This is a genomic window from Bacillus sp. MM2020_4, from assembly GCF_011250555.1.
Lineage (GTDB): Bacteria > Bacillota > Bacilli > Bacillales > Cytobacillaceae > Neobacillus.
The window spans coordinates 25,349-46,461 of record NZ_JAANMZ010000010.1; the positions used below are offsets into that span (position 1 = coordinate 25,349).

Genomic DNA, 21,113 nt, shown 5'->3' on the forward strand with positions numbered 1-21,113 from the left:
TAAGGAGGAAATTGTAAGAATGCTTGACTATATAAAGAGGTTTTTAATTGCCATCATTATGGCGCTATTTATCAGCTTATTATTTTTAGGCGGCAAACATTCAGAAGCTGCAGGTTTACAGGCGCAAAATGGAATGGAAGATCACTGGATTTGGCCAGCTGACGGTGTCATTTCCGATACATATGGAACAAGGCAGGGAACCCATAAAGGAATTGATATTGCTGGAAAATTGGACACTTCTATTCTGTCTGTTGAGAACGGGGTGGTAGTTAAGTCCTATTATTCTAATACATATGGTAATGTGGTTTTTATAGAACACCCTAGTAATTTTGTAACGGTTTATGCTCATTTAAACCACCGGACAGTATCGGTTGGTCAACCTGTAAAACAAGGAGATATAATCGGAAAAATGGGGAGAACAGGACAAGCCACTGGAACACATCTCCATTTTGAAACCCACCAATTAGAGTGGAGGTATGATAAGAAAAATGCAATGGATCCAGAAATATTATTGGGAAAAGCAGATGTTGGGAAATCTGTCCAGGGAGGAATTGCAAGTATCGTTAATAATGTGTTAGTGGCAAGTACCAACCCGCAATTAGAAGAAGGTATATCAGAAACAAGCAAAGAAAAATACATTGTTAAACAAGGAGATACATTGTACTCTATTGCCCAAAAGCAAAATATTTCTGTAAATAGGATAAAGTCATTAAATAATCTAACGTCAGACCTCATTAAACCAAATCAAATATTAATGGTTCAATAATGTTCTGCCTGCTGACCTTTGTCAGTAGGTTGTTTTTTTTACTTAACAAAAGAGAATTTCTTTAGTATAATAAAGTTGTAATTTAATATCGATCTATCTTCGGGGCAGGGTGAAATTCCCGATCGGCGGTATTGGAGCAATGCTCCTGAGCCCGCGAGCCTTTATAGGCAGGATTTGGTGTGATTCCAAAGCCGACAGTATAGTCTGGATGGGAGAAGATGGAGGTTCTGCAGACGTTCAAAAAATCTGATTTAATGGACGTTTATTAAGCGTGCCTTTGTAATCTCCCTCAAGCCAATTGACTTGAGGGATTTTTATTTATTTGGCCGCCGATGTTGCTGAACCTCTCTTCCTTACGCGATGGATCAAAAAGGAGAGAGGAAGATGAAGAAAATGAAAAAGACAAAGAGAATATCAGTAAAGGCTTATGTTTCAATTGGAATGCTGAGCAGTATAGCGTATCTTTTGATGCTATTAAATTTCCCGCTGCCATTATTCCCAAATTTTTTATTTGTTGATTTTAGCGATATTCCTGCATTAATTGCAACTTTAATTTTTGGACCAATTGCAGGTATTTTAGTTGAGTTTTTTAAAAATGTTCTTAATTATATTGCGACAGGAAGCCAAACAGGAGTCCCTGTTGGTCATATTGCCAATTTCTTAGCAGGAATTGTGTTTATCCTGCCAACCTATTTTGTCTATAATAAACTAAAAACGAAAAAGGGAATGACAATGGGTTTAATCACTGGAACTGTGGTCATGGCTGTTGTGATGAGTATTTTAAATTACTTCTTCATTTTACCAGCCTATACTGTTCTTATGGGATTTCCAGACATGCGGAACTATGTCGTGCCGGCAATCTTACCCTTTAACATTTTAAAAGGCGTGATGATGTCCATCATCTTTATGCTGCTGTTTATCAAAATGCAAGCATGGATTAATAAATTTTCCGCTGTGAAAGGTGCATAAAAAGCAGCAGGTGTTCTCATCCGAGAGCCCCTGCTGTTTTTTATTATGAAAATAAATAACCCCGCCTGTAAAAGACGGGGATTAGTAGCTTAAAAATATTTTTTTGACAAAATATTATTCGAATTTTGTTGGATTACCATCGAATGATTCGTCAGCCACTTTGATTGAATCAGTTGGGCAGCCTTCAAACGCATCCATCATGTCATCGATTAACACATCTGGAATTTCAACAATACCTTCGTTATCGTCAAGTGTAACATATGCAATGCCTTCATCATCATAATCATAAATATCTGGTGCTGCTGCGCCACACGCACCACATGCGATGCATGTTTCCTTGTCAACAATAGTATACTTTGCCATGAAAAAAAACCTCCCAGTTAAATAACAAAAATTATTCTAGCTCGTTTTCCTAATAATAATGGAAACGCATTAGTCATATCTATTGTAAAACTGTATGGGCAACTTTTCAATAGAAAAATACTATTAAAACAGTAGTTTGTTATTTTGTTTTACTTAATCTTTCACTTTTTTAATCACCAAGAATCCTCATTTCATGTTAAAATAAAAATAGAAATAATGGGGAATTTGTCGATAAAATGAAGGAAAATGTGGTGGGTCATAAATGCTGCAGTTAGAAGCCATCATTCTATATTGTTTAACGCAATTGAATAACGAACGGACAATTTATTCCATCTTCCACCTTATTAATGGAAAAAAGTCATCGCAAACCATTCAAGATGCTCATTTGTTTTCATTAAAAAGATTTTTTGGCATTTATGACACATTAACACGTGCCTCCTTTGATGAAATCATTCAATCCATGTGCAAAAAAGAGTGGATTAAACATTTGGGAAAACAACAATATTCTCTTACCACCAATGGACAAGCAAATTTAGAAAACAATCCAGTGCCTGCTTATTTAAATGGCTGGAGCTATCAGCCGTTTACTTCGTTGTTTTGGGAAAGATTGACACTGTTTATTCAGGTCACTTCAAATTTAATTTTTGGAGAAGCAAGATATCAGCCTATCCAAAGCAACAAGGATGTTCACCAGTGGTTGAAAGCCGCAATAAAGGAAATGAACATATCGAGGAATGAGTTAGGGAACATGGTCTACACGGAATTGATCACATGTTTCGAAGAGACTGAGGAAATTGATCCGGCTATTGTTGTGTTTCGGTTAACTGGTTTCGAGCAAATTGGACTAACTTCATTGCAGACTGCAAAGAAATTAAATATGGACATTCATGATTACCATATCGGATTTATTCAAACCCTTCATTATTTATTGCAAACGATTATGCGGAATCCCGCACGATTTAGGATATTATCTATTCTAATCAAAGACTTGAATCAAAATGATGAATTAACCATTTCTTCAAGGAAAACGTGGGCCCTTTTAAATGAGGGATACTCACCAGATATGATTGCAAAGTTAAGGGGTTTGAAGGTAAGTACGGTTGAAGATCATTTTGTTGAATTTGCTTTAAGTATTAATCATTTCTTGATCGATCCGTATGTTGAAAAAGAATTACAAAAAAGGATCATTGATATTTCTAGATTAATGGGAACAAGGCAACTTAAGCTAATCAAAGATCAATTGCAGTCAGCCACGTATTTTCAAATACGGTTGGTGTTGGCGAAGTATGGTGATAGGGAATGGAAATAGAATCACTGTTAAAAAAGCACTTTGGGTATTCGTCATTTAAAACTGGCCAGAAGGAGGTTATATCGTCTGTACTTGCTGGAAAGCATACGTTAGCTATGCTTCCGACAGGTACGGGGAAGACCTTGTGTTATCAACTTCCGGGTCTTATCCTTCCGGGACAAACTTTAATTATTTCTCCACTTCTGTCCCTTATGCAGGATCAAGTAGAACAATTTAAACGATTTGGTGAGAAACGGGTAATCGCCTTAAATTCATTTCTATCTCCAAGCGAAAGGAATAATGTACTCCGGCATTTAAAGGAATATAAGTTTATTTTCATTTCTCCTGAAATGCTTCGCGTTCCATATATTATCAGGATGCTGCAGCAACTAACGATTTCGTTATTTGTCGTTGATGAGGCGCATTGTATATCACAATGGGGCTATGATTTTCGCCCAGATTATTCAAAATTAGGTGCCATTCGTGAAAAGTTAGGGGATCCTGTGACCCTTGCACTGACAGCAACAGCTACAAGCAGGGTTCTTGATGACATTTCGCTATCACTTGAACTTGAAGAAGTGGTAAAAATTGTATCCACAATTGATCGGCCAAATATCGCTTTCCATATTGAAAAATTAACAGATTATCATCATAAACAAGATCGGGTTATCGATCTTGTCGCAAGACTGCAAAAACCTGGAATTATTTATTTTTCTAGCAAAAAGGCAGCGGAACAAATGGCCGCCTTGCTTGATGAAAAGGGTATTTGCCGGGCCATGGCCTATCACGGCGGAGTGGATCAAAACTCGAGAATATTAATTCAGCAGCAGTTTATTCATAACCAGTTGGATGTCATATGTGCTACAAGTGCATTTGGGATGGGCATAAACAAGGAAAATATTCGCTTTATCATCCATTATCATATGCCGATGCAAATGGAATCATATCTTCAGGAAATCGGCAGGGCAGGCCGTGATGGGAACCCAAGTGTCGCAATTCTTTTATACGCACCTGGTGACGAACAACTTCCGCTGCAGCTTGCAGAAGGGGAATTACCATCAGAACAGCAAATTGACTGGTTTTTTGCTCATGTGCAACTTGAAGAAACACTACCAGATGGCAAGACAGAATTTAGTCTGCATTTAAAAGAGCTTGGTGGTTTTTCTGATAGTCAGTGGAGAATTATGGAGGAATTCGTTCTCGCTCCAACTAAAATGGTTAGTTCACCTGAAAAAGTAAAAACTCAGGTAAAGGAATTTGTTAAGGAAAGATTAGAAGCTAAATTCAACCATATTTTTTTAATGAAAAGATGGGTGGAATCTCTCTCGTGCAGACGAGAATTTATCTTAGGATATTTTGATGAAAGATTGCCAAACAAAGTTTCCTCCTGCTGTGATGTTTGTGGGCTGGAGTTAAATGGATATCAGTCTGCAGTAAAAACACCATTTTCAATGACAAGTGAAGAAAAATGGAAGGATTATCTTGCCAAAATTTTAGTCAATAGTGGGTTGAGTGAATGAAACAGAAGTATCATGAATTAATCGCAAGTTTAACGGATAAAGAACTCCTTTCTCATTTATATGTAACACAAATCATTCTCGTAGGAATCTCATTTATTTTAGGTTTTCTTTTATTTGATCATTTTTCATATTTGGATCAAATTCAACTAGCTGACCTATCTATTGTTACAATCGGTATTCCGTTAGGTGTCGCAGTTGTTATAGTTGATTTGGTCTTAATGAACTTGTTGCCTCCCTCCTACTATGATGATGGGGGATTAAATGAAAGAATTTTTAAAAATAGAAATGTTCTTCATATAATAGTGATTGCATTTTTTGTTGCTTTTAGCGAGGAATTACTTTTCCGAGGAATCATCCAAACAAAAGTGGGTCTAATTCTAGCCAGTATTATTTTTGCTATTATTCATTATCGTTACCTCTTTAATTGGTTTCTATTTGTGAATATTGTCCTGCTTAGTTTTATCATTGGAATGATTTACGAATGGACGGGGAATTTAGCTATTACCATCACGATGCATTTTGTCATTGATTTTTTATTAGGTTTATATATTAAATTTAGACGAACAACCGTTTTAGATGAACAGGGAGGAGAGCTCCGTGAATAAAGAGGAACCATACAGAGATCAAGCGGAAAGGCTAAAGCAACGGATCCAAAAAATAAATGATAGGGTCGAAGACGGTAACAATGATAAATTGCCTCCAAGAGAGCAGGTACACCGACAAAAAAGAAAAAAGACAAAATGGAAGCTAAAATATCCACTTATTCGACTATTGGTCTTGTGTTTTATCCTCCTTCCGATCATCATTTTTAGTGTGATTTCTTATAGGGATCATGCGAAGAAAGTGAATGGGGCAGAGAAGACGTCCGGAAGTTCTGTAGGGTATGAAACCATCAATCTTGAAAAGTCTAATTCTGATGACAAAACCATTTCAGAGCAGTCTGAAGAAACAAAGGAACCAGATCAAGTTAATGACGGTTCGAATGTAGCGGAGAAAACCAGTGAAAAGCATCAGGATGTAGCAGGGCAGCCTGTTTCAGGCGTTCCATCTACACCATCTAGTCCGGCACCAAGTTTAAATAATGACGCAGCCAATAAGCAGGTGACAGATAAAGATAGCCAGCCTCAGCCAGAACCCGTCAAAAACGAAACAAATAAGGTGATTTATCATACGGTTACCAAACAAGATACACTATTTAAGATTGCGATGAAGTACTACCAATCTCAAAAAGGGATCGAGATAATTAAAAAGGCGAATAGGCTCCAAAGTGAAAATATTTATGTTGGTCAAGTCTTGAATATTCCGTTAAATAACTAGCCGATCATTATTTTGATCGGTTTTTTTGTCTTTTTAAAACATATTTTATGGGACAAGATCATAAGTATAGAGGGAGAAATGGAGGGTGATAACATATGGATTCTCCAATCCAATTACTTGAATACACGGATCAAGCAACGAAGCAAATGTTAGAAAACGTTAGAAAAAAGAAGAAAAAGTTTGATACCACTAAAACATGGCATTTTATTTCAATATATGGAACACTTTTTTTTGCCTTTATTTTTATTTTGTATTTCTATGCAACGATTTTTAAAATCTATTCTTATTCCTTTTTATCCGTGTTATCGGCAACATTAAATGATGGAGCGGCTGTACTCTTGATAACGATAACTCTTATTGGGTTAGGTGCGATGAATCTTTTAAAACAACAAAAGGAGAAAAAAGAAAAGGAATATCAAGAATTACGGTGTGAAATCGTTGACCGAAGCAAGGATTTATGGAAAAGGGAAGAGGAATGGAAGAACCGCCATATCGTCTTTGAAATGATGAAAAAACTATATGACATAAACCTTTACCATGAAAAAAAATAAGAAGCAGGATTAAGGGCTGCTTCTTATTCCTTTTAGAAAATCGTCTTTTTATCGCGTTCTTCTTTTAATATCTCTACAGCTTCACGGAATCTTAGTGAGTGGACAATTTCTCGCTCGCGTAAAAAACGCAGGCTATCATTGATATCAGGATCATCACTTATATTTATAAGCCATTGATACGTGGCACGAGCTTTTTCTTCAGCAGCAATATCTTCATAAAGGTCCGCAATTGGATCTCCCTTTGCTTGGATATATGTTGCAGTCCAAGGGACTCCTGCAGCATTATGATAATATAAGGCACTGTCATGGTCTGCATAATGGGCACCTAGCCCAGCTGCCTTTAATTGTTCTGGAGTTGCATCTTTCGTTAATTTATACACCATGGTCGCAATCATCTCAAGATGGGCGAATTCTTCGGTACCTATATCCGTGAGTAATCCAATCACCTTATCGGGAATGGTATATCGTTGATTTAAATAACGCAGTGCTGCGGCTAGTTCCCCATCGGCCCCCCCGTATTGTTCGATTAGGTATTTTGCTAGTGTTGGGTTACAGGTACTGACGCGAACAGGATACTGTAATTTCTTCTCATAAACCCACATTCATTTCATCCCTCCCAAAATTACTTCGATAACTATCTAACACAAACGCTTGTTCAAGGCGTTTCCATTTTTATACTTGCCAGGGCCAAGGGGTATCGTCCCAATTCCAAGGATAACCAGAATAACTATTTCCAAATTGCAATAGCGGTCCAAATTGACTTTCAAACTCCTTTTTTAACCGTTTTCTTTCTTTGGCATAATGATTAAATTGGTGGATGGCCTCAAGGTCATCATTGTGGGTATCTAAGTAAAGGGTTAACTCGACTAAAACAAAGTCGACTGCCTGGAGTTGCTCCATTAATTGATAATACTCAGCTGGAACTTGTTTCATGGAGCCATTCCCCCTTGGGCCTTCTCAGCAGAATTGTAGTATGGGTCATAAAGATCCTTCCAAAGTGTACCAGCCCGTAAGGCTTCAAGTGGTGCAAATTGAGGAAGATTGGGTGGTTGAAACCCCATATATAAATGGGGCGGGGTTGAATAAGTTTTTGTGGTGATTGGTTTACAAGGATCAAACGGACTCGCATACGGATGATACGATTTATGATGTGTATTCACAGTAGCCCTCCTTATATTCAGCATCAGTTAATGATATGAGAGGTTTCATGATACATGACATAAATCTTTAATATATTAAAGGATTTTTTTAGGGCTTGTCGAAGTATAATGGAGATGTAGGATTATTACTATGAGGTGATGTAAATGTTCGTAAAAAATATTATGATTCCAAAGCATGAATCTTTTACTGTTCAAGCAGATGTTACGTTAAAAGAGGCATTGTCATTATTAGAAACGCATCAAATTGATGGATTACCTGTATTACAAGGGGAAAAGTACTTGGGCGTTGCGACAAGATTTAATATATATGAAGGTTATTTTCTTTCCAATCTGAAAAAAGAGGAATATTTAACCACCACCTATGTTCAAGATATTGTTTCCTATCAAAATAAGTATTTAGAAGGTGGGGAGTTATTTGAAAGGACGCTCCTGGATTTGAAGGACTTTCCATTATTGGCTGTAGTTGATGCAAATAAAAATTTTCTTGGTGTGGTGACACGTTCGGATGTAATCAGTTCCTTTGAAAGTGCCTTTGGTGTAAATCGTCCCGGGGTAAGGATTGCCTTTACCTCAGTCGAAACAGAAGGCCGGATAGCCCGCCTGTCTGAAATTGCTCATCAATTCCATGAACACATCATTTCTCTAGTAACTTTTGATGAAACGGATAAGCTTGTCCGAAGAATTGTGATGAAGATTGAAAAGAAAGATAATATAGACAGGTTTACTAAGAAGCTTGAGGAACACGGTTTCCGAATATTAAGTATTCAAGAGGACGAATAAGTAGGGTAAGAATGTTCTTCCTTCTCATACATTGTATGGGAGGGATTTTTTATGTTTAAAAGGAGAGGGATGCTCTTTGTGTTCTTTTTTAGTTTAAGCGTGCTTTATGGTATGATTTCAATAAAGGTAAAGTAAGGAAAAGGGGAAAAGAATAGATGATTTTGTTTTGGTTTGGACTATTCATTTTGGTATGTGGAATGCTTCTGCTCCTGTATATGGTACGTGAAGCATTTTTAAATAAAGTAGTAAAGCATAAATTATTCTTTTCAGATTTTCCGGAGTCATTAGGCGAAGTGACCATTTTTTTTATTTCTGATATTCATAAGCGGACTATTTCAGATCAAATAATCGATGAGGTTAAGGGTAAGGCGGATCTCGTCATTATCGGAGGAGATTTAACTGAAAAAGGAGTTCCCTTTGAAAGAGTGAAAACAAATATTGTGAAATTAAAACAGGTAGGCCCGGTTTATTTTGTTTGGGGTAACAATGATTATGAAGTGGATTTCCGGAAATTGGATGCCGTTTTACTCGATTTAGGGGTAAAGGTTTTAGCTAATACAGCAGTGACATTTGAGTCAACACAAGGGGAAAAATTATGTTTGCTTGGGGTTGATGACATGAGTCAGGATCGTGATCAACTTGATTTGGCACTTTCAGACGCCGAAGTGAACAGTTTCAAAATAATTGCCTGTCACATTCCGGCAATCGTGAAAAAAATTCTACCCGAACATGAAATACGCTTGGTGTTAAGTGGACATACTCATGGGGGACAGATCCATCTTTTCGGGTATAGTCCTTATAAAAGAGGAGGAATAAAAAAACTAAATAACACAATTCTTTTCATAAGTAATGGTTATGGTACAACTGCCCTTCCCCTGAGGCTTGGGGCGCCTGCAGAATCACACCTTATTACCCTTCAGAGAGGAACAGAAAAGTTAGGATGATTTAGACAATTCACCAACTGACCCTAAAGGCATACACTAAAAACAAGAGTTATGTCACGGCAGGGGGCAAAAACATGCGCTTAGAACGCTTAACGGCCAATAAAATAAAAATTTTTTTAACCTCTGATGATCTGTTTGATAGGGGGCTTTCCAAAGAAGATATTTGGAAGGATTCAAGTAAATGGAATCAACTGTTTCATGATATGTTGGAAGAGGCAAGCGAGGAATTTGATGTTGATATCCAGGGGTCAGTAGCGGTTGAAATTTTCTCCCTTCAAGCGCAAGGTATGATATTGATCATTACTGTTGATGAAGTAAAAGATGATGATCAAGATTTACTATATGATGGGTACATTGAAATGCAGGTAAGGGTGGAAGGTTGTGAAGAGCTATTATTTGAGTTTAAAGAATTTGAGGATGTTATTGGCCTTTCAAAAAGGTTCTCTAATATAGAGTTATTTGGCGGGAGCTTATATTCTTACCATAATTGCTATTATCTTTTAATGGATCAAGTAGATATCACAAAAAAAGAAAGGGCAGCCAGTATATTGTCGGAATTTGGTAATCCCTCCATTCTTAGTCCGTTCGTTCTTGCTGAATATGGGAAACAAATCATTAAAAACGGGGCAGTGGAAACCATTCTTCATTATTTTAAATAAGGAATATAGGTGTAAAGAAATTAAAAGGGGTGCATGCCCCTTTTCCGTTTTTTTGAAGAAACAAAACTGGATTGGGAGCGTTTTCAAGTATGTGCTGAAAAATACATAAATGTGCTTTTTTCACCTTGCATAAATCAATTAAACGTGTATACTTGTGACTGAAAGCGGACAACATTCGTAAAAGAGATTTCTTAGGAGGATTACAAATGGTAGCCGAAAATGGTACAGAAAAGACTAATCAAGTGGAAAAGAATGATGTGTTGAAATCAACACAAACCGTTATTCATAAAGCCCTTGAGAAGTTAGGTTATCCTGAAGAGGTATACGAGCTTTTAAAAGAGCCGTTACGTATGATGACAGTTAAAATTCCAGTGAGAATGGATGACGGATCAACAAAAATATTTACGGGATACCGTGCACAACATAATGATGCAGTTGGACCAACAAAGGGTGGAATTCGTTTTCATCCAGGTGTAACTGAAACCGAAGTGAAGGCCCTTTCTATCTGGATGAGCTTGAAATGCGGAATCGTCGATCTTCCATATGGTGGTGGTAAAGGTGGCATCGTTTGCGACCCACGTGATATGTCCTTTAGAGAACTTGAAAGATTGAGTCGTGGATACGTACGGGCAATCAGTCAAATTGTTGGACCAACCAAGGATATTCCAGCACCGGATGTGTTTACAAATTCGCAAATTATGGCTTGGATGATGGATGAATATAGCCGAATAGATGAATTCAATTCTCCTGGCTTTATAACCGGCAAGCCGTTAGTCTTGGGTGGTTCACATGGTCGTGAATCAGCAACGGCAAAAGGTGTAACTATTTGTATCCGTGAAGCAGCAAAAAAGAAAGGCATTCAAATTGAAGGTGCAAGGGTTGTGATTCAGGGTTTCGGCAACGCGGGGAGCTTTTTATCAAAATTCATGCACGATGCCGGAGCGAAAGTAATCGGTATTTCCGATGCCTACGGTGCATTACATGATCCAAATGGTCTTGATATTGATTATTTATTAGATAGACGAGATAGCTTTGGGACTGTTACGAAATTATTTAATAATACAATTACAAATAAAGAATTACTAGAACTTGAATGTGATATTCTTGTGCCGGCTGCAATTGAAAATCAAATTACCGCAGAAAATGCGCATAATATTCGTGCGAGCATCGTGGTTGAGGCAGCCAATGGTCCAACGACATTAGAGGCTACTGAAATTTTAACAGAACGTGGTATTCTTCTTGTTCCAGATGTATTAGCTTCAGCGGGCGGTGTTACTGTTTCTTACTTCGAGTGGGTTCAAAATAACCAAGGTTATTATTGGACGGAAGAAGAAGTAGAGGAAAAACTCGAAAAAATATTAGTGAAATCATTTAAAAATATTTATGATACTGCTCAAACACGCCGTGTCGATATGAGACTTGCTGCCTATATGGTCGGGGTTCGAAAAATGGCAGAAGCGAGCCGCTTCAGAGGCTGGATTTAAGTGCTTAGCATTGAATTATAATAAAAAAACTCCTATCATATACAGGGTGGGAGTTTTTTATTTGACCAAAAGGAAAGAATAACTTTCCATTCAGGGCATAAGTGCAACTACGTCTCTGTCTTCGCCCTTAGGGGCTCGTCAGTCAGCGAGTTTTCTTTAGAATCGTAATAAGGAGTGTATCCATTTGCAAGCAGAAGATATTATTATTATCGGTGGAGGACCCTGTGGGTTAGCTGCAGCGATTTCATTACAGGAAATTGGGAAAAAACCATTAATTATTGAAAAGGGAAATGTGGTTAATTCTATCTATCATTATCCAACACATCAAACCTTTTTTAGCACGAGCGAAAAATTAGAAATTGGCGCTATGCCGTTTGTAACTGATAGCTATAAACCTAAAAGAAACCAGGCACTTGTCTATTATCGGGAGGTAGCTAAGCGAAAGCAGCTTCGGATTAACACGTTTGAAACAGTCACAAAAGTGTACAAACAGGATCAGCAAATATATGTTACTAGTGATAAAAAAACCTATAGCGCTGATTATGTCATCATTGCAACAGGCTATTATGATCATCCGAACTTTATGAATGTTCCTGGTGAAGACTTACCAAAAGTTTTCCATTATTTTAAAGAGGCTCATCCCTATTTCAATCAAGATGTTTGTGTAATTGGTGGAAAAAACTCCAGTGTCGATGCCGCACTAGAACTAGTAAAAGCAGGTGCAAGAGTAACTGTTTTATATCGTGGAACGGAATATTCACCTAGTATTAAACCATGGATTCTTCCTGAATTCGAAGCTTTAGTAAAAAATGGCACGATTACATTGGAGTTTGGCGCAACTATTCAGGAAATCACCGAAAATCAGGTCGTATATAGTAAAGATGATGAACAAAAAACCATTACGAATGATTTTGTTTTTGCTATGACCGGTTACCATCCAGACCATCAATTTTTAAAAACTATGGGTGTGAACATCGACGAGGAAACAGGTAGACCCCTATTTGACCCTGAGACAATGGAAACGAACATCGAGGGAATTTATATAGCTGGTGTCATTGCCGCTGGGAATAACGCGAATGAAATTTTTATAGAAAATGGGCGTTTTCATGGTGGACAAATAGCACGTAATATCTTAGAAAAAGAAACTAAAGGATGATTAGTCATGAATAAAGTTGTTCTATTAACAACAGGCGGTACCATTGCAAGTAAAGCAAATAAGGATTCAGGAAAATTAGCTTCTGGTGCATTAACGGGTGAAGAGCTTGCAGCCATGTGTAATTTACCAAAAGATATTGAAGTAATTGTAGAATCTGTTTTTCAAAAGGCAAGTATTCACATTACCTTTGATGATTTGGTTTTTCTAAAAAATAAAATAGAAGATTATTTTAAGGATGAAGCAGTTTCTGGTGTCGTTGTGACCCATGGGACCGATACCATGGAGGAAACGGCCTATTTTCTAGATTTGACGATAAATGACCACAGACCAGTGGTAGTAACGGGCTCGCAACGTTCTCCTGAGGATTTAGGAAGCGATGTCTACATTAACTTGAGGCATGCTATTTATTCAGCTTGTTCCGTTGATTTACAAAATTCCGGTACTGTTGTTGTGTTTAATGAGCGAATATTTGCGGCTAGATATGTGAAAAAGGAACATGCCTCCAATATTCAGGGTTTTAATGCTTTTGGATTCGGTTATCTCGGTATTATTGACAATGATCGGGTTCATGTCTTTCAAAAACCCATTAAAAGAGAATGCTATCAAATTAAAACTCAGGTCCCTCAAGTAGAAATTATTAAATGCTATATTGGAGCGGACGGGAAATTTATTAAGGCAGCACGAGAGGCTGGGGTGAGTGGAATAGTTCTTGAAGGAGTAGGAAGAGGTCAGGTGGCTCCCAAGATGATGGAGGAAATTGAAAAGTCCATTAAAGAGGGAATAAAGCTAGTCATAACAACGAGTGCGGAAGAAGGGTCTGTCTATACGACCTATGATTATGAGGGAAGTGCTTATGATCTTTATAACAAAGGTGTCATTCTAGGAAGTGACAATGACTCGAAAAAGGCAAGAATTAAATTGGCAGTAGCAATGGCAAGTGGTTTAGAGTCTATTAATTTTTAACACGTAAAATGGAATCAATCTTTCATTTTCTTTACACCGGTTCCATGTTACGATAAGGAAAAAGGATGGAAAGTAGGTTCATCATGCTGGGAATTTTATCTGCCGGAGTTGCTCCAGGTCTGGCATTGTTAAGTTATTTTTATTTAAAAGATGAATACGAACCAGAGCCAATTTCCTTTGTTTTGAGGACATTTATTTACGGAGCCCTTTTGGTGTTCCCGATTATGTTTATCCAGCATGTCTTTGATGTCGAACATTTGCTTACATCAAATCTGATTGATGCCTTTTTTAGTTCAAGTTTACTAGAGGAATTTTTTAAGTGGTTCATTTTGTTTTATGCCATTTATCAACATGTTGAATTTGATGAACCCTTTGATGGTATTGTATATGGAGTAGCTGTTTCCCTTGGATTTGCTACTGTCGAAAATATCTTTTATTTAATTGCAAACGGGATTGAGCATGCGATGACGCGTGCTTTATTGCCGGTATCAAGCCATGCCCTATTTGGAGTGATTATGGGCTTTTATCTCGGAAAAGCAAAGTTTACGGAAGGAAATAAAGCTAAGTGGATCCTGTTCTCTTTGCTTTTGCCTTTTATCTTGCATGGGTTCTATGATTTCATATTGATTTCACTAGAACATTGGCTGTTTATTATTTTTCCGTTTATGATTTTCCTTTGGTGGTTTGGATTAAGAAAGGTGAAAAAAGCAAAAATATTAAGTGCTAATCATTTCAATAAACAATATCCGGTACAAAAGACCCTTCATTCCTAAATGTAGGGTTTTTTTATTTATTCTTCATTAGATGGAATAAAATCACCAATAAAACAAAAAATAGGGTTACTGCTAAAAAGATTCATTTGGGGGTTATAATTCCATGAAAAAGAAAAACAACCTAATCAAATACTTCATTCTATTCTTTTTCTGTACCATGCCATTATCTATGATGGAGAACCAAAAGGTTCATGCCTTTTCTAATCAGATTATCCAAAAAGGAGCCGTGGGTGATGATGTCATTGAATTGCAATCAAGACTCCAATATGTCGGATTCTATAACGGGAAAATTGATGGAGTGTTTGGATGGGGTACATATTGGGCGTTAAGAAACTTTCAATATGAATTCGGGCTACAAATAGACGGATTGGCCGGAACCACCACAAAAGCAAAGCTAACGAAAGCAAGTAAATATGATCAGCAATATGTAAAAAATCAAATGAAATCCGGAAAAAAGTTTACTTACTACGGTGGTGTTGATAAAAGCAAGCAAAGTGCACCAAATACTAAGGCGCCAGCAACCAATCCTTCACCACCAAAACAAGCTGCAGCGAAAAAGCCAACAGCGGCAAATACACCAGGCGGTTTTTCACAAAATGATATCCGCTTAATGGCAAACGCTGTTCATGGGGAATCAAGGGGTGAACCATATATAGGTCAAGTTGCCGTAGCAGCGGTAATCTTAAACCGAGTCAATAGTGCATCATTTCCTAACACCGTTTCAGGTGTGATTTTTGAACCAGGAGCATTTACAGCAGTTGCCGATGGGCAAATATGGTTAACACCTAATGAAACTTCAAAAAAGGCGGTAATAGATGCAATTAATGGGTGGGATCCAACGGGTGAGGCACTTTACTATTTTAATCCAGCTACAGCCACGAGCGGCTGGATTTGGGGAAGACCGCAAATCAAACGAATTGGGCAACATATTTTTTGCAAGTAGAGAGGTGAATAGAATTGATTAGAGGAATATTAATCGGTGTTCTTGCTTTGGGTGTGGCGGGAACGGCTTATTGGGGCTACCAAGAACACCAAGAAAAGAATGCAATACTGTTAAACGCCGAAAATAATTATCAACGGGCATTCCATGACCTTTCCTACAGAATGGATATACTCCACGATAAAATTGGAACAACCCTTGCCATGAATTCTAAGGATACTTTATCCCCTTCATTAATTGAAGTTTGGAGGCTAACCTCACAGGCACATGGTGATGTTGGGCAGCTCCCATTAACCTTGCTGCCTTTTAATAAGACAGAGGAATTCTTAGCAAATATCGGCAATTTCAGCTACCGAACAGCGGTAAGAGATTTAGGAAATGACCCATTAACAGATAAGGAATATGATACATTAAAGGTGCTTTATAAGCAGTCAGGTGATATTCAGAATGAGCTCCGGAATGTTCAGCATATGGTATTAAAGAATAACTTGCGCTGGATGGATGTTGAGTTAGCCCTTGCATCAGGAAAAGAAACAACTGATAATACGATTATCGATGGATTCAAAACAGTTGAAAAAACAGTTTCAAGTTACGAGGAATCTGACTTTGGGCCCACATTTATGAACATGCAAAAAAAGGATGAGAATTTTAAAAAAATCAAGGGAAAGACTATTTCGCGGAATGAGGCCATTCAGGTCGCCAAAAAGTATATGAAGTTTGATGGAAACGCAGAAGTCAAGGTTACTGAGAATGGAAAAGGTTCCGACTATGGTTTTTATAGCGTTTCAATAAAAAACAAACAAACCGGACAGGAAGCTAGTATGGATATTACCAAAAAAGCCGGTCATCCTATTTGGTTTATTAATAACCGTGAAATAAAGGGACAAAAGCTCAGTCTAAATGAAGCAGATAATAAGGCAGCTGCCTTTTTAAAGGAAACAGGATTCAAAGATTTAGAGGTATTTGAAAGCACGCAATATGACAATATTGGCGTCATCAATTTTGTTACAAATAGTAACGGGGTTCGAATTTATCCTGAAGCGGTGAAGGTAAAAGTAGCACTGGATAATGGTGACATTATTGGTGTTTCAGCAGAGGAATATTTAAAATCCTTTCAAACTAGAACCATTGAAAAACCTGGGATTACATTGGAACAAGCGCGTGCAAAGGTTAATCCGAATCTAAAGGTACTGGAAAACCGCGAGGCGATGATTATGAATGATTTAAATGAAGAGGTATTATGCTATGAATTCCTAGGGACTATTGGCGACGATACCTATCGGATTTTTATAAATGCAAAAACTGGATTTGAAGAAGAAGTTGAAAAGTTGAAAAATGCCGAAGCTATCTACGAAGATGTATTATAAGGGAAAAGCACTTGCTTTTCCTTTTTAAATTGAATAATAATATCCAAAACCCCAATAATAGACATATATGGGTATGGGGTGATTTCATTGAAAAGGGTGGAAGGATTTTTAGTAAAAGTTTTGATTGTCCAGTTCCTCTTTCTCTTTTTATCACAGCTATTGTTTCATCAACTGGACATTTTTCCGCAAATTAAGCAACTGACTAAATATGAAGGGGTAAATGAAGATATTTTTACAGAAATTATTCAAACCTTTCAAGGTAAATAGAAAAGCGCAAGTCCCTGGAGGAGGACATCTCTCAAATTCGAATAAGATGAATTTGATAATCAAAAAAGCAGGCTACCTGCTTTTTTTTATTGATAAAATGCTAAAAATGGGAGGCATTTTATTAACTTATGGTAAAATATATAGTGACAGCTAATGAGACAAACTTTTGCTTTAGGAGGATTTATGGAAAAAAGATTATCAATCGCAATTGACGGACCTGCTGCAGCTGGGAAGAGCACAGTAGCAAAAATCGTGGCGGAAAAACTATCGTATGTATATATAGATACGGGTGCGATGTACCGGGCATTAACATATAAGGCAATTGTTAACCAATTAAATCTTGATGAGGAAGTTGCACTCTTAGATACTCTGCTTTCAACTGATATCAAATTGTTGCCATCTAATAAAGGTCAGTTAGTCTATCTTGACAATAAAGATGTTACAAATGAGATTCGTTCATCAGAGGTTACCAATAATGTTTCCATCGTTTCTATCCATCAAAAGATTCGTGAAGAGATGGTTAGAAGGCAGCAAGCTTTTGCCACGGAAGGCGGCGTTGTGATGGATGGACGGGATATCGGAACACACGTATTACCAGATGCGGAAGTAAAGGTATTTTTACTTGCTAGTGTGGAGGAAAGGGCGGAAAGACGACATATAGAAAATCTGCAAAAAGGATTCCCATCTGATTTAGAAAAATTAAAAGAAGAAATAGCGCGAAGAGATAAAATCGACTCGGAAAGAGATATAGCTCCCTTGAAAAAAGCCGATGATGCTATTGAAATCGACACCACCTCATTGACCATTCCTGAAGTTGTAGAAAAAATTATGGCTCTGGTGCACGAAAGGATTGGTTAAGTGTGACGTTTTACGCATTTGCAAGGTCAGTCGTTTATACTATTTTTAAACCTTGGTATAGAATTGAAGCGATTGGAGTAGAAAATTTCCCTAAAGAGGGCGGTGTTTTACTTTGCTCTAATCATATCCATAATTTTGATCCAATCGTGGTAGGAATTATGGCTCCTCGCCCCATTCACTATATGGCGAAGGAAGAGGTTTTCAATGTCCCTATTTTGGGAGGCATTGTTAGGAAATGTAATGCCTTTCCGGTAAAAAGGGGCTTAAGCGATCGGGAGGCACTCCGAACAGGCTTAAAGATTCTTAAAGAGGGTAACGTCTTCGGTCTTTTTCCTGAGGGGACTAGAAGTAAAACCGGAGAACTAGGGAAAGGTCTTTCAGGAGCAGGATTTTTTGCTTCCAGATCAGAAGCGCAGGTTGTTCCTTGTGCAGTTATTGGGCCTTATAAAAGTTTTAAGAAATTAAGAGTAGTTTATGGCAAACCAATTGATATGGACGAAATGAGAAAAACCAAAGCGTCTGCGGATCAGGTTACTGAATTGATTATGTCAGAAATTCATAAACTTATAAAAGAGCATCAATAGGTTCTGCTTGACAAAATAGCCTATTTGTAAGAAGTTATTAAAAAGAGATTTTTTTTGAATATTCTCTGCAATTGATTTGTTTTATATGTGGTGTCTGCTGTGCTGCATACGCCAGATCATATATAGATTTTGGAGTAAATGGATTAAGGAGGAATACATATGTCGGAAGAATTAAATCAAGTAGAAGTGAAGAACTTTGAAATTGGGGATAAAGTAACCGGACAAGTTACGAAGGTAGAAGAAAAACAGGTGCTTGTGGCTGTTCAAGGCAGTAAATTAGATGGGATAATCCCAATCAGTGAATTATCAAGCCTTCATATTGAAAAAGCATCCGATGCTGCTTCTGAAGGGGATGAGTTAGAGCTGGAAGTTGTAAAAGTTGAGGAAGAAGCACTTATCCTTTCAAAAAGGAAAGTTGATGCAGAAAAAGCCTGGGAGCATCTAGAACAACAATTCCAAAATGGCGAAATCTTTGAAACGGAAGTAAAGGACGTTGTTAAAGGCGGCCTTGTTGTGGATCTTGGAGTCCGTGGATTTGTTCCGGCTTCCCTTGTAGAAGCACATTTTGTCGAGGATTTTAGCGATTACAAAGGACGTACACTCTCCTTTAAAATTGTTGAACTTGATAAAGAAAAGAACCGCTTAATCCTTTCACATCGTGCAGTTGTGGAGCAAGAAAAGGGAAAACAAAAACAAAATATTCTTGGTGCACTTAAAGTGGGTCAAGTAATCGATGGGACAGTCCAAAGAATTACAGACTTTGGTGCATTTGTTGATATTGGCGGCATTGACGGTCTAGTGCACATATCACAATTATCCTATGAACATGTGGAAAAACCAACAGATGTAGTTCAAGAAGGGCAACAGGTTCAAGTAAAGGTATTAAGTGTTGACCGTGATAATGAAAGAATTTCTTTATCAATAAAAGAAACACTACCTGGGCCATGGTCCAATATTTCTGAAAAGGCACCAAAAGGCAGTATTTTAGATGGGAAAGTAAAAAGATTAGTCTCATATGGTGCATTTGTAGAAGTTTTCCCTGGTGTAGAAGGTCTTGTTCATATTTCTCAAATTGCTCATAAACACATTGGAACACCGCATGAGGTTCTAAAAGAAGGGCAAGATGTTAAGGTAAAGGTACTTGATGCTAACGAACAAGATCAGCGATTATCATTAAGCATTAAAGAATTGCTTGAGAAAGAGGACGATGGGAACTTCGATTATGAGCTTCCGGAGGAATCAAAAGGCTTTCAGCTTGGTGAGGTTATTGGCGATAAGTTAAAGAATCTAAGAAAATAATGGTGATTTTTGTGTCTAGATCTGAACGAAAATGGGATCACATTCGCTTTGCTTTACAAAAAAGGGAAAACAATTCATCTGTTTTCGAAGAAATCAAATTTATTCATCAAAGCTTACCGAATATCAGTGTGAATGATGTTCGGCTAGACCACTCAATTGGCGAACTTTCTTTAAGTTCGCCAATTTTTATCAATGCAATGACAGGTGGTGGCGGTGAAAAAACCTATCAAATTAATAAAGAATTAGCAATTGCTGCAAAAAATACCGGGCTAGCGATGGCTGTTGGTTCACAAATGTCTGCTTTAAAGGATAAGGGTGAGCGATATACGTATGAGGTGGTTCGAAAAGAGAACCCCAAAGGGATTATAGTAGCTAATTTAGGTAGCGAGGCAACAGCGGATCATGCCAAAAGGGCGATCGATATGATTGCGGCTAATGCCCTGCAAATACATTTAAATGTCATACAAGAACTGACCATGCCCGAGGGTGATCGGAATTTTACCAATGCCTTAAAAAGAATTGAGAATCTTGTCAATGCTGTGGATGTTCCTGTCATTGTCAAGGAAGTAGGCTTTGGCATGGCAAAGGAAACAGTTGAGACCCTTTCATCAGTGGGTGTTACTGCCGTAGATGTTGGCGGATCCGGAGGGACTAATTTTGCGGAAATTGAAAATAAACGTCGAGAAAGGACGCTTTCCTTTTTTAATGAATGGGGTATCCCGACGCCCATCTCTATCATCGAAGCAGTATGTGAATCCGAAAATATCTTTGTCATTGGCTCCGGTGGGTTTTTAACAGGACTAGACATTGCAAAGGGGATTGCACTGGGGGCAAATGGGATTGGCATGGCAGGATTCTTCTTGCGGATTCTTGTTGAAAAAGGGCTAGAGGCGTTAGAGAAAGAAATCGAAACACTCCACAATGAATTAGTTTTTATCATGACTTCATTAGGAGCTAAAACCATTTCTGATTTACAAAATGCTCCACTTATCATCTCCGGTAAAACATTCCATTGGTTGAATCAAAGAGGAATCGATACAAAACGATATAGCCAGCGCAGGATAAAATAAAGCTCTCGCATCCGCGAGAGCTTTTTCATTGTCTG

At 37.7% G+C, this 21,113-nt stretch carries 25 protein-coding genes and 1 riboswitch; of the genes, 21 read left to right on the plus strand and 4 right to left on the minus strand.

Annotated features, from left to right (window positions below; genetic code table 11):
• Positions 1–19: 19 nt before the first annotated feature.
• Together G6554_RS09230 and G6554_RS09235 are read left to right on the plus strand one after the other, a co-directional pair.
• A complete protein-coding gene (locus G6554_RS09230; protein ID WP_166241021.1) occupies positions 20–766 on the plus strand; it encodes a peptidoglycan DD-metalloendopeptidase family protein in 747 nt (248 codons plus the stop codon).
• A 91-nt stretch (positions 767–857) separates the two neighbouring features.
• A riboswitch (FMN riboswitch) is annotated at positions 858–990 on the plus strand.
• Positions 991–1,150: 160 nt separating this feature from the next.
• On the plus strand, positions 1,151–1,735 hold the full coding sequence (locus G6554_RS09235; RefSeq protein WP_166241023.1) for an ECF transporter S component: 585 nt from the start codon (positions 1,151–1,153) through the stop codon (positions 1,733–1,735).
• Positions 1,736–1,849: 114 nt separating this feature from the next.
• Here the strand turns inward: G6554_RS09235 and G6554_RS09240 are convergent, their stop codons facing one another.
• Complete coding sequence (locus tag G6554_RS09240; RefSeq protein WP_007084908.1) at positions 1,850–2,098, minus strand: ferredoxin; 249 nt, start codon at positions 2,096–2,098, stop codon at positions 1,850–1,852.
• Positions 2,099–2,360: 262 nt separating this feature from the next.
• Here G6554_RS09240 and G6554_RS09245 point away from each other — a divergent pair, with 262 nt between their 5' ends.
• From G6554_RS09245 to G6554_RS09265, 5 genes are all read left to right on the plus strand, one after another.
• A complete protein-coding gene (locus G6554_RS09245; protein ID WP_166241025.1) occupies positions 2,361–3,407 on the plus strand; it encodes a YpbB family protein in 1,047 nt (348 codons plus the stop codon).
• Positions 3,398–4,906, plus strand: a complete 1,509-nt coding sequence (locus G6554_RS09250) for a RecQ family ATP-dependent DNA helicase (protein ID WP_166241027.1) — start codon at positions 3,398–3,400, stop codon at positions 4,904–4,906. Before G6554_RS09245 ends, G6554_RS09250 begins: the two co-directional genes overlap by 10 nt.
• Complete coding sequence (locus G6554_RS09255) at positions 4,903–5,511, plus strand: CPBP family intramembrane glutamic endopeptidase (protein WP_166241029.1); 609 nt, start codon at positions 4,903–4,905, stop codon at positions 5,509–5,511. The genes G6554_RS09250 and G6554_RS09255 overlap by 4 nt, the downstream gene beginning before the upstream one ends.
• The gene (locus G6554_RS25985; RefSeq protein WP_166241031.1) at positions 5,504–6,223 is read left to right on the plus strand and encodes a LysM peptidoglycan-binding domain-containing protein; all 720 of its coding nucleotides are present in this window, start codon (positions 5,504–5,506) and stop codon (positions 6,221–6,223) included. The genes G6554_RS09255 and G6554_RS25985 overlap by 8 nt, the downstream gene beginning before the upstream one ends.
• Positions 6,224–6,318: 95 nt before the next feature.
• Positions 6,319–6,774: a DUF2663 family protein gene (locus tag G6554_RS09265; protein WP_166241033.1), complete on the plus strand. Its 456-nt coding sequence runs from the start codon at positions 6,319–6,321 to the stop codon at positions 6,772–6,774.
• A gap of 32 nt (positions 6,775–6,806) precedes the next feature.
• Here G6554_RS09265 and cotJC read toward each other — a convergent pair whose 3' ends face one another.
• The 3 genes from cotJC to G6554_RS09280 all read right to left on the minus strand — a co-directional run bounded on the left by cotJC (position 6,807) and on the right by G6554_RS09280 (position 7,934).
• Positions 6,807–7,376 carry a spore coat protein CotJC gene (gene cotJC, locus G6554_RS09270; RefSeq protein ID WP_166241035.1) on the minus strand — a complete coding sequence of 190 codons (570 nt, stop codon included), beginning with the start codon at positions 7,374–7,376 and terminating at the stop codon, positions 6,807–6,809.
• Between the two features lie 70 nt (positions 7,377–7,446).
• Positions 7,447–7,707: a spore coat protein CotJB gene (locus tag G6554_RS09275; RefSeq protein WP_007084901.1), complete on the minus strand. Its 261-nt coding sequence runs from the start codon at positions 7,705–7,707 to the stop codon at positions 7,447–7,449.
• Positions 7,704–7,934: a spore coat associated protein CotJA gene (locus tag G6554_RS09280; RefSeq protein ID WP_166241037.1), complete on the minus strand. Its 231-nt coding sequence runs from the start codon at positions 7,932–7,934 to the stop codon at positions 7,704–7,706. Before G6554_RS09280 ends, G6554_RS09275 begins: the two co-directional genes overlap by 4 nt.
• A 144-nt stretch (positions 7,935–8,078) precedes the next feature.
• Between G6554_RS09280 and G6554_RS09285 the strand changes: the two genes are divergently transcribed.
• The 14 genes from G6554_RS09285 to fni all read left to right on the plus strand — a co-directional run bounded on the left by G6554_RS09285 (position 8,079) and on the right by fni (position 21,078).
• A complete protein-coding gene (locus G6554_RS09285; protein WP_166241039.1) occupies positions 8,079–8,714 on the plus strand; it encodes a CBS domain-containing protein in 636 nt (211 codons plus the stop codon).
• A gap of 155 nt (positions 8,715–8,869) precedes the next feature.
• Positions 8,870–9,658 carry a metallophosphoesterase gene (locus G6554_RS09290; RefSeq protein WP_166241041.1) on the plus strand — a complete coding sequence of 263 codons (789 nt, stop codon included), beginning with the start codon at positions 8,870–8,872 and terminating at the stop codon, positions 9,656–9,658.
• A 74-nt stretch (positions 9,659–9,732) separates the two neighbouring features.
• Complete coding sequence (locus tag G6554_RS09295) at positions 9,733–10,317, plus strand: genetic competence negative regulator (protein WP_166241043.1); 585 nt, start codon at positions 9,733–9,735, stop codon at positions 10,315–10,317.
• A 206-nt stretch (positions 10,318–10,523) separates the two neighbouring features.
• Complete coding sequence (locus G6554_RS09300) at positions 10,524–11,801, plus strand: Glu/Leu/Phe/Val family dehydrogenase (protein ID WP_166241045.1); 1,278 nt, start codon at positions 10,524–10,526, stop codon at positions 11,799–11,801.
• Positions 11,802–11,985: 184 nt separating this feature from the next.
• Positions 11,986–12,957, plus strand: coding sequence for a YpdA family putative bacillithiol disulfide reductase (locus G6554_RS09305; RefSeq protein WP_166241047.1), 972 nt, complete (start codon positions 11,986–11,988; stop codon positions 12,955–12,957).
• A 6-nt stretch (positions 12,958–12,963) separates the two neighbouring features.
• Entirely contained in the window at positions 12,964–13,920 is a 957-nt protein-coding gene (locus G6554_RS09310) for an asparaginase (RefSeq protein WP_166241050.1), read from the plus strand.
• Between the two features lie 83 nt (positions 13,921–14,003).
• Positions 14,004–14,693: a glutamic-type intramembrane protease PrsW gene (gene prsW, locus G6554_RS09315; RefSeq protein ID WP_166241052.1), complete on the plus strand. Its 690-nt coding sequence runs from the start codon at positions 14,004–14,006 to the stop codon at positions 14,691–14,693.
• A 103-nt stretch (positions 14,694–14,796) separates the two neighbouring features.
• Positions 14,797–15,636, plus strand: coding sequence for a spore cortex-lytic enzyme (gene sleB / locus G6554_RS09320; protein ID WP_166241054.1), 840 nt, complete (start codon positions 14,797–14,799; stop codon positions 15,634–15,636).
• A gap of 14 nt (positions 15,637–15,650) precedes the next feature.
• Positions 15,651–17,000 carry a germination protein YpeB gene (gene ypeB, locus G6554_RS09325; RefSeq protein WP_166241056.1) on the plus strand — a complete coding sequence of 450 codons (1,350 nt, stop codon included), beginning with the start codon at positions 15,651–15,653 and terminating at the stop codon, positions 16,998–17,000.
• Positions 17,001–17,096: 96 nt separating this feature from the next.
• On the plus strand, positions 17,097–17,267 hold the full coding sequence (locus G6554_RS09330; RefSeq protein WP_347564287.1) for a DUF5359 family protein: 171 nt from the start codon (positions 17,097–17,099) through the stop codon (positions 17,265–17,267).
• 183 nt (positions 17,268–17,450) lie between these two features.
• Positions 17,451–18,125, plus strand: coding sequence for a (d)CMP kinase (gene cmk / locus G6554_RS09335; protein WP_166241060.1), 675 nt, complete (start codon positions 17,451–17,453; stop codon positions 18,123–18,125).
• A 2-nt stretch (positions 18,126–18,127) separates the two neighbouring features.
• Positions 18,128–18,709 carry a lysophospholipid acyltransferase family protein gene (locus tag G6554_RS09340; protein WP_166241062.1) on the plus strand — a complete coding sequence of 194 codons (582 nt, stop codon included), beginning with the start codon at positions 18,128–18,130 and terminating at the stop codon, positions 18,707–18,709.
• 159 nt (positions 18,710–18,868) lie between these two features.
• Entirely contained in the window at positions 18,869–20,008 is a 1,140-nt protein-coding gene (gene rpsA / locus G6554_RS09345; protein WP_166241064.1) for a 30S ribosomal protein S1, read from the plus strand.
• Entirely contained in the window at positions 20,008–21,078 is a 1,071-nt protein-coding gene (fni, locus tag G6554_RS09350; RefSeq protein ID WP_207627569.1) for a type 2 isopentenyl-diphosphate Delta-isomerase, read from the plus strand. Before rpsA ends, fni begins: the two co-directional genes overlap by 1 nt.
• Positions 21,079–21,113 lie beyond the last annotated feature (35 nt).

Bases quoted from the DNA above. Each gene is read 5' to 3' on its own strand.
- G6554_RS09235 (WP_166241023.1), top strand. From the start codon at position 1,151: ATGAAGAAAATGAAAAAGACAAAGAGAATATCAGTAAAGGCTTATGTT.
- G6554_RS09295 (WP_166241043.1), top strand. From the start codon at position 9,733: ATGCGCTTAGAACGCTTAACGGCCAATAAAATAAAAATTTTTTTAACC.
- G6554_RS09230 (WP_166241021.1), top strand. From the start codon at position 20: ATGCTTGACTATATAAAGAGGTTTTTAATTGCCATCATTATGGCGCTA.
- G6554_RS09285 (WP_166241039.1), top strand. From the start codon at position 8,079: ATGTTCGTAAAAAATATTATGATTCCAAAGCATGAATCTTTTACTGTT.
- cotJC (WP_166241035.1), bottom strand. From the start codon at position 7,376: ATGTGGGTTTATGAGAAGAAATTACAGTATCCTGTTCGCGTCAGTACC.
- G6554_RS09250 (WP_166241027.1), top strand. From the start codon at position 3,398: ATGGAAATAGAATCACTGTTAAAAAAGCACTTTGGGTATTCGTCATTT.
- G6554_RS09310 (WP_166241050.1), top strand. From the start codon at position 12,964: ATGAATAAAGTTGTTCTATTAACAACAGGCGGTACCATTGCAAGTAAA.
- rpsA (WP_166241064.1), top strand. From the start codon at position 18,869: ATGTCGGAAGAATTAAATCAAGTAGAAGTGAAGAACTTTGAAATTGGG.
- G6554_RS09300 (WP_166241045.1), top strand. From the start codon at position 10,524: ATGGTAGCCGAAAATGGTACAGAAAAGACTAATCAAGTGGAAAAGAAT.
- G6554_RS09265 (WP_166241033.1), top strand. From the start codon at position 6,319: ATGGATTCTCCAATCCAATTACTTGAATACACGGATCAAGCAACGAAG.
- prsW (WP_166241052.1), top strand. From the start codon at position 14,004: ATGCTGGGAATTTTATCTGCCGGAGTTGCTCCAGGTCTGGCATTGTTA.
- fni (WP_207627569.1), top strand. From the start codon at position 20,008: ATGGTGATTTTTGTGTCTAGATCTGAACGAAAATGGGATCACATTCGC.
- cmk (WP_166241060.1), top strand. From the start codon at position 17,451: ATGGAAAAAAGATTATCAATCGCAATTGACGGACCTGCTGCAGCTGGG.
- G6554_RS09255 (WP_166241029.1), top strand. From the start codon at position 4,903: ATGAAACAGAAGTATCATGAATTAATCGCAAGTTTAACGGATAAAGAA.
- sleB (WP_166241054.1), top strand. From the start codon at position 14,797: ATGAAAAAGAAAAACAACCTAATCAAATACTTCATTCTATTCTTTTTC.
- G6554_RS09275 (WP_007084901.1), bottom strand. From the start codon at position 7,707: ATGAAACAAGTTCCAGCTGAGTATTATCAATTAATGGAGCAACTCCAG.
- G6554_RS09245 (WP_166241025.1), top strand. From the start codon at position 2,361: ATGCTGCAGTTAGAAGCCATCATTCTATATTGTTTAACGCAATTGAAT.
- G6554_RS09240 (WP_007084908.1), bottom strand. From the start codon at position 2,098: ATGGCAAAGTATACTATTGTTGACAAGGAAACATGCATCGCATGTGGT.
- G6554_RS09290 (WP_166241041.1), top strand. From the start codon at position 8,870: ATGATTTTGTTTTGGTTTGGACTATTCATTTTGGTATGTGGAATGCTT.